At 60.7% G+C, this 7316-nt stretch carries 5 protein-coding genes; 4 read left to right on the forward strand and 1 reads right to left on the reverse strand.

The features are described from left to right. Nucleotides 1-224: 224 nt before the first annotated feature. From aroQ to accC, 3 genes are read left to right on the forward strand one after another with little or no spacing between them, the layout of a single operon-like run. A complete protein-coding gene (aroQ, locus tag OQK_RS07690; RefSeq protein WP_016771861.1) occupies nt 225-680 on the forward strand; it encodes a type II 3-dehydroquinate dehydratase in 456 nt (151 codons plus the stop codon). A 24-nt stretch (nt 681-704) separates the two neighbouring features. After that, complete coding sequence (gene accB, locus OQK_RS07695; RefSeq protein WP_016771862.1) at nt 705-1163, forward strand: acetyl-CoA carboxylase biotin carboxyl carrier protein; 459 nt, start codon at nt 705-707, stop codon at nt 1161-1163. Between the two features lie 17 nt (nt 1164-1180). Next, nucleotides 1181-2536, forward strand: a complete 1356-nt coding sequence (gene accC, locus OQK_RS07700) for an acetyl-CoA carboxylase biotin carboxylase subunit (protein ID WP_016771863.1) — start codon at nt 1181-1183, stop codon at nt 2534-2536. Between the two features lie 65 nt (nt 2537-2601). Here the strand turns inward: accC and OQK_RS07705 are convergent, their stop codons facing one another. Then, on the reverse strand, nt 2602-6555 hold the full coding sequence (locus tag OQK_RS07705) for a type III effector 1 (protein ID WP_157221871.1): 3954 nt from the start codon (nt 6553-6555) through the stop codon (nt 2602-2604). A 194-nt stretch (nt 6556-6749) separates the two neighbouring features. Between OQK_RS07705 and prmA the strand changes: the two genes are divergently transcribed. After that, a partial coding sequence (gene prmA / locus OQK_RS07710) for a 50S ribosomal protein L11 methyltransferase (RefSeq protein WP_038860723.1) occupies nt 6750-7316 on the forward strand: 567 nt, incomplete at its 3' end.

The raw sequence follows: 7316 nt of genomic DNA on the forward strand, positions 1-7316 counted from the left end.
CAGGCTCGCTCCCACTTGGGAATGCATGCCCCTGTGGGAGCGAGCCTGCTCGCGAAGAGGCCCTTGCCAACATCGCGAATGACCGGATCAGCTCACCCGGTCACAAATTTCGCGCAAACATCGCCCATCGTGCCGCCTATTGCATGGAACTGGACAGTCACAAAGGCTTTGCGGCATAGTCGCCGGGTTCTGACGACTGCTCATTGATAACAAGGACAACGCAGATGGCAACGCTATTGGTGCTGCACGGCCCCAACCTGAACCTGCTCGGCACCCGGGAACCGGGGACCTACGGGTCGACGACCCTGGCGCAGATCAATCAGGATCTGGAGCGGCGCGCCCGTGAAGCCGGCCATCATCTGCTGCATCTGCAAAGCAACGCCGAGTACGAATTGATCGATCGCATCCACGCTGCGCGCGGTGAAGGCGTGGACTTCATTCTGATCAATCCGGCGGCTTTTACGCACACAAGTGTCGCATTACGTGACGCGCTGCTGGGAGTGAGCATCCCATTCATCGAAGTGCATTTGTCCAACGTGCACAAGCGCGAACCTTTCCGCCATCACTCCTACTTCTCCGATGTAGCGGTAGGAGTGATCTGCGGCCTTGGCGCCAGCGGTTACCGACTGGCCCTGGAGGCCGCACTAGAGCAGCTTGAACACCAAGCTATACGCCCCTGACCGACCCTTGGGAGTTGATGATTCATGGATATCCGTAAAGTTAAGAAACTGATCGAATTGCTGGAAGAGTCCGGCATCGACGAGCTCGAGATCAAGGAAGGCGAAGAGTCCGTACGCATCAGCCGTCACAGCAAGACCCCGGCACAGCAGTACTACGCGCCAGCCCCGATGCAGGCTCCGGCCGCTGCCCCTGCTGCCGCGCCAGTCGCTGCCGCTGCTCCGGCTGCCGCTGCTGCACCCGCGCTGAACGGCACCGTTGCCCGTTCGCCGATGGTCGGCACCTTCTACCGTAAATCTTCGCCAACCTCGCCAGCCTTCGTTGAAGTCGGCCAGACCGTGAAGAAAGGCGACACCCTGTGCATCGTCGAAGCCATGAAGATGATGAACCACATCGAAGCTGAAACCAGCGGTGTGATCGAATCCATCCTCGTCGAAGACGGCCAGCCGGTTGAGTACGACCAACCGCTGTTCACCATCGTTTGAACCGCGGAGAGCCTTTGATGACTGCGAAGTTGGAAAAAGTTCTGATCGCTAACCGCGGTGAGATCGCCCTGCGGATTCTGCGTGCCTGCAAAGAGAAGGGCATCAAGACCGTCGCCGTTTACTCCAAGGCCGACAAAGAGCTGATGCACCTAGGTCTGGCAGACGAATCCGTCTGCATCGGCCCGGCGTCCGCCGCTCAGTCTTACCTGCACATTCCGGCCATCATCGCTGCTGCTGAAGTGACCGGCGCTACCGCCATTCACCCAGGCTACGGTTTCCTCGCGGAAAACGCCGATTTTGCCGAGCAGGTCGAGAACTCCGGCTTCGCCTTCATCGGCCCGAAAGCCGACACCATTCGCCTGATGGGCGACAAGGTATCGGCCAAGCACGCGATGATCGAAGCAGGCGTACCGACCGTTCCAGGTTCTGACGGCCCGCTGCCGGAAGACGAAGAAACGGCGCTGCGCATCGGTCGTGAAGTCGGCTACCCGGTGATCATCAAGGCCGCCGGCGGCGGTGGTGGTCGCGGCATGCGCGTGGTGCACAAGGAAGAAGACCTGATCGCCTCCGCGAAACTGACCCGCTCCGAAGCAGGCGCGGCGTTCGGCAACCCGATGGTCTATCTGGAAAAATTCCTCACCAACCCGCGCCACGTCGAAGTGCAGGTACTGTCCGACGGCCAGGGCCACGCCATCCACCTGGGCGACCGCGACTGCTCGCTGCAGCGTCGGCACCAGAAGGTTCTCGAAGAAGCGCCAGCACCGGGCATCGACGAGAAGGCGCGCCAGGAAGTATTGGCTCGCTGCGTCAAGGCATGCATCGACATCGGCTACCGTGGCGCCGGTACTTTCGAGTTCCTCTACGAGAACGGCCGTTTCTACTTCATCGAAATGAACACCCGTGTTCAGGTGGAGCACCCGGTTTCGGAGATGGTCACCGGTATCGACATCGTCAAGGAGATGCTCAGCATCGCCGCTGGCAACAAGCTGTCGTTCACTCAGGATGACGTGGTCATCCGCGGTCACTCGCTGGAGTGCCGGATCAACGCTGAAGATCCGAAGACCTTCATGCCGAGCCCGGGCACGGTCAAGCATTTCCACGCTCCAGGCGGCAACGGCGTTCGCGTCGATTCGCACCTGTACAGCGGTTATGCCGTGCCACCGAACTACGACTCGCTGATCGGCAAGCTGATCACTTACGGCGCAACCCGCGACGAAGCCATGGCACGCATGCGCAATGCCCTGGACGAAATCGTGGTCGACGGGATCAAGACCAACATCCCGCTGCACCGTGACCTGGTTCGTGACGAAGGCTTCTGCAAGGGCGGTGTGAACATTCACTACCTCGAGCACAAGCTGGCCAAACAGTCGTAAGGCTGAAGCGGCATGAAAAACCCGATCCCTGCGGATCGGGTTTTTTTATGCCTGCAACAAACCCATCAGAGCATTACCGTGGAGAACGCCTGCTGCTCGATCATTGTGGCAGATGCCCGCAGGCCGGCATCATCGACCACCGCTCCTGCGGCGTTTTCATGTAACGGCCTGCGGGTGAACCGTCTCGTAAAGTGTCGGGCACGTACCGAGAGCCCGTCCTTGGCATAGCTCGATCTGGCGATAAGCGCGTCGTACAGCCTGCCAATCTGACCAGAGGAATGCTTGAACACTCTCGAGACTCCATTGTTCAGATTCAGCACCACGCCATAGCTGTTGCCCAGGCACGACGAGTACGACCAGTAATCCCAGGTCGGCTGCAGGCCCTGTTCGCGCAACACGCGCCTGACCGGACCGCCGATGTCAGCGCCCGCCGACAGCCAGTCGCCACCTACCAGCGTGGCGCGAATGTTCTGCGGTGCGCCCCCCAGACGCTCCAGCACCTGCGTGACACTTCGCTCGATCAACGGGCGAATATTGTGATCAAAATGAATGACCGCCCCCACTCTTGTCGTCGGGTTATACAGCGAGGCGATGACGCAACTCTGCGCATTCAACGAAAACAGGTAGTTATCCTGCGATCCGGGACGGAAAGCCGCCACCACGGCTTCGCCCTGCAGCGCGCCGCGGTTCAGCACCGGCTCGGCACCTCCAGGAAAAGCATCATTCAAATTGTTCACGCGCCCAAGGTTGCGCACGTCGCCTCCTGTGAGTCCGACCCTGGCATGTGTCCACTTGCCCCCCGGAGCAAGCTGAATCGGTTGCTGATAGATGGCGGTGGGGCGACGGGCATCGACCAGGCTCAGCCCACCAAAATGCGGATTTTCCCTGACCAGGAAATACTTGCCCTTGTTGCGAATGTAATAGGCCGGTTGCGGCTGCGCAGCGCTGGGCGGACTGCGCCATGTGCCGAAAAAGACGCCTTCTTCGGTCACCCTTTGCAAACGCTCGGGCGCCTTGCTGACGGCCTGCCTGGCATGGAAGCGTACTTCCCGGATCGCCGGCAGTGCTTCCCTGCGCAGCGGAGCCACGGCGTTCAGACGCTCTGACAACAACGAGGCCGGCCGCATGGTGTGCTTCAGACTTCTGGCCGCACCGCCCAGCCACTTGATCGCACTGCCGGCGCCGACCATAGCGAACAACGCGCCCCACGACGCCTCCAGCCAGTGGCCGAGCGCGCCATCGACGTCACCCTCCAGATGCGCAGCGACCGCCTGACCGGCGCTGACGGCGATGAACACGACATCGAGCAGCAAGGCAAACGGAGGGAACACCATGCAAAACGGTGCAGCTGCAAACATCAGCCCCTTGACCACTTGGCGTTCGATCATTTGCGCGCGGCTGGTGGTGATGTCCTGCACATCCGTGACCGCGCGCTCGATGTACGCGTTGAACTCGCTGCGCGCGTCAACTAGGCGCTGCGCTTCGTACAGCGTATCGACGCGTTGTTTTTTTGCCGCAATCGCATACAGGGTGCGCGACACGATGCTGCGCGCGGCAACCGGCGTACGCGCCATCAAGTAGTCATGCAAAGCGCCGGCGATGTCGCCGAACAGTGACTGATACGCACGCACCACAATGCCGTCGGGCGCATCAGGCGTGTACAGCCACCAGGACGGCTCGGGATCGTACGAGGTCAGGACATAAACCCCGAGCACGACGTGATGGCGCACGGTGAACCTGAACACGCCGTCACTTTCAACCATGCTCGCGCCCGGAAAATGCGTATCCGGCGCTGGCACCTGGCTCAACAGAGAGACCTGACGGACCAGCGCTGAATACACCGCGTCGCTCAATCGCGCCTGACTTCTGGCCACGCGTAAATCACGGTCCATCTTTGACAGCAGCACGTTGCGGTAGGCAAAGCGACGCGGTTCGTAGGCAGCATCACGCGGGTCGAGATATTTGCCACGGATCTCGCTGGCGTATTTTTCACCCAGCCACGCCCGGCGCAGATACAGCGCCAGATCGGCGCTGCGCACCTGGCTCAGATCCTGGCCAACCGACGATCGCACGCCTCTTTTCGGATGTTCGATGCCGGAGTTGTCATCGTAGCCGTGAATGGCCAGGTCGAGCAGCGTGGCAACCTGCTGCTTCCTGCGGTCAGCGACGCCAGGGTTGTAATCGATCAACACGGTGGCCGGATCGACCGGTTCCAGCACGTTCTTGCTGCGCATATAGGGCGTGATCGCTGCGGCAACCGTGCGCCTGGCGAAATCGACGAAAACCTCGAAACCGCCCAGCAGCTCGTTGAACACCTGCTGATGAACGATCAGTTCCTGATTGAGGCTGCTGATGCGCCGGCGAGCCTCGAGCCCGAGCGTCGTGTACCAGCGCAGCGAGTTGTCCTGCTCGACCCGCTGCAGGTTGTTTGCCAGGCCCATTTTTGCAGCGGCGTCGACGCATTCGGTGAACGGCAGGGACGCTCGTCGAAGGTCACTCTGCATGCCCCAGAGAGCGGGGCTGGCCGCAGCGGCCAACAGATAATCCCGTGCAGGGTGATGTGCAGCCGGCGAAAGCTGCTGCAACAGATACTCACGACCGGATTCGCTCTGCGTCCAGCTCCATACTTCGCCGGTCAACGCCGCGATCGAAGGCAACCGGACCCACTCCTGACCGTCCGGCTTGTTGGGCGCGTACAGCACAAGGTTATTCACCGTTTGCTCAGTCTCTGCCTGGTAGAACACCAGAAGATCGGCGCATTGCATGCCGTTGGGCAGCGTCAGTGCGGCCACTTGCAACGGTTTGTTTATAGCGTGCCCAGTCCACATCTGCTCCAGACGCTCATGGTCGGAGTCCGACAGATGAGCTGCGCAGCGCGCGACGAATGCGCTCTGCCGAAGCCGTGCGGCAAACCAGTCGACAAGTGCCTTTTGCACCTCTATACGCTGGTACTGTTCGGCGAGAACGCGCAGGTAGTCCGCCGGATAATCCTGTTCCGCCAACATGTCGGCAATGAATGTCGGCTTCAGTGACTGGTTGCGCAATGGCGCAGGACTGCTGATCTCCAGTACCGCTGCGAAGTCCTGTCCGATCGGCCCGCATGCCAGCAGGTCACTGAGGCTGCGATTGTGGGTCGGCTCACCGACCGCCGAGCGCCATCTGAGCCGCACGTCGATCCGGTCCGGTTCAACCGTCATGTCGAGCTTGAGCTGAATGTATTCGATGGCCTGCTGGCGGGCAAAGTCGCGCAACGAGCCGTAGCCCAGCAGCAGGTCATCGAGTGCTGCCTGGGCCAGTGAGGTCTGCTCCTGATAATCACGCAACAAAGCGCGATCCGGCTCCTTCAGCGCCTTCATCCATGACGGCAGTTGCGCAAAGGAATGCGCCTCGAGAATCTTTTTCTCTGCACCGGTTGCCAGGGCGGTCAATCGGTACCGACGCGTGCTGCGGGCCTGCACCCGGTCGATTTTGCTGCGCAATTGATCCAGTGTCAGACCAGCCAGTTGGTCACGGCGCAACAGCAACTCGATGTCTTTGATATAGCGCCGCAGCTTGCGTTTGATCAGGCGATCGAACAACGTCTCGCGCCCTTTTGTCGCCCAATGTTCTCGCAGGTATTTCTTGTACTGGTCGAGGAAGTGCAACGAAACGCTATCCACCGTCCGGATCACATGCTCATGACGGCTGGACGGCAAACCGGGATCGGCGCCCCCAGGCCAGCGAAATGGCGCGTCCTGGAGCGCCAGGAACATGACTGGCCGGCCGTCGATAAGCTTTTGCAGAATGGCGTCAAGCAGGGCAACCACAAAACCCGGCGCGAAATGGCCGTCCGGGTAATGCCTGCGCAGTTCAGTCAATGCGAAGTGCTCCAGCGCCTCGAGCAACGTCATCTGGCTGTTCAAGCGCTTGTCGATCATCACCTGCCAGCGCGTGATGCGCAGCAGGATCTCCTGCACCGACCCCGTAGACGCAGCGGCTATCGGTGGTTTTTCTTCTACAGTCCCTTGTTGATCCGCCATGTCGTCCAGCCTTTTGTTGCGTAGAGATGAGCGCTCACTCTATTTGCCGACAAAAGTGCTCAGGCCATACATATGTATATCGCGGGCTCGAATGTGTAACAGCCAAGCGGTGTGTCCACTTTGCCGGCGACCTGGCGTAAACTGCGCGCTTTTGCAGCTTCGGGCTGCCCCACAGATTTTCAAAGGTGCCCGCCATGCCTTGGCTGCAAGTCCGTCTCGCCATCACCCCGGAACAAGCCGAAACCTACGAGGACGCATTCCTCGAAGTCGGCGCCGTGTCGGTGACTTTTATGGACGCCGAAGACCAGCCGATCTTCGAACCGGAACTCAACACTACGCCGCTGTGGTCGCACACCCACTTGCTGGCGCTGTTCGAAGGCGGTACCGAACCGGAACCGGTGCTGGCCCATCTGGAATTGCTGACCGGCAGCCCGTTGCCCGAACATCACAGCGAAGTGATCGAAGATCAGGACTGGGAACGCAGCTGGATGGACGGCTTCGAGCCGATGCGTTTCGGCCAGCGCCTGTGGATCGTGCCGAGCTGGCACGCTGCTCCCGAGCCTGACGCGGTCAATCTGCTGCTGGACCCGGGCCTGGCGTTTGGCACCGGCACCCACCCGACCACCGCACTGTGCCTGGAATGGCTCGACGGCCAGGATCTGAAAGACTGCCACGTGCTCGACTTCGGCTGTGGCTCGGGGATTCTGGCGATTGCCGCCCTGCTGCTCGGCGCCAAGGAAGCTGTGGGCACCGACATCGAC

The sequence above is a fragment of the Pseudomonas sp. R62 genome (genome assembly GCF_000257605.1).
Lineage (GTDB): Bacteria > Pseudomonadota > Gammaproteobacteria > Pseudomonadales > Pseudomonadaceae > Aquipseudomonas > Aquipseudomonas atacamensis.

Bases quoted from the DNA above. Each gene is read 5' to 3' on its own strand.
- aroQ (WP_016771861.1), top strand. From the start codon at position 225: ATGGCAACGCTATTGGTGCTGCACGGCCCCAACCTGAACCTGCTCGGC.
- accB (WP_016771862.1), top strand. From the start codon at position 705: ATGGATATCCGTAAAGTTAAGAAACTGATCGAATTGCTGGAAGAGTCC.
- accC (WP_016771863.1), top strand. From the start codon at position 1,181: ATGACTGCGAAGTTGGAAAAAGTTCTGATCGCTAACCGCGGTGAGATC.
- OQK_RS07705 (WP_157221871.1), bottom strand. From the start codon at position 6,555: ATGGCGGATCAACAAGGGACTGTAGAAGAAAAACCACCGATAGCCGCT.